The 231-nt window shown below is 53.7% G+C and carries 2 tRNA genes; both read right to left on the bottom strand.

Annotated features, from left to right (window positions below):
- Positions 1–54 precede the first annotated feature (54 nt).
- Positions 55–130 (bottom strand) — tRNA-Ala (locus ACEWE8_RS26150).
- Between the two features lie 6 nt (positions 131–136).
- Positions 137–213 (bottom strand) — tRNA-Ile (locus ACEWE8_RS26155).
- Positions 214–231 lie beyond the last annotated feature (18 nt).

The following is a 231-nucleotide window of genomic DNA, read 5'->3' on the forward strand; positions in this document are numbered from 1 at the left end:
ATCAACATTCGACGCGAATGCTCATTTCTGAGTTTGATCAAGGTAAAGCAGAAGTGGTGGAGCCAAGCGGGATCGAACCGCTGACCTCCTGCGTGCAAGGCAGGCGCTCTCCCAGCTGAGCTATGGCCCCGCATATTGGTAGGTCTGGGCAGATTTGAACTGCCGACCTCACCCTTATCAGGGGTGCGCTCTAACCAACTGAGCTACAGACCTATATAGGGTCTTGATCGT

The organism is Pseudomonas sp. TR47, from assembly GCF_044143025.1.
Lineage (GTDB): Bacteria > Pseudomonadota > Gammaproteobacteria > Pseudomonadales > Pseudomonadaceae > Aquipseudomonas > Aquipseudomonas putida_E.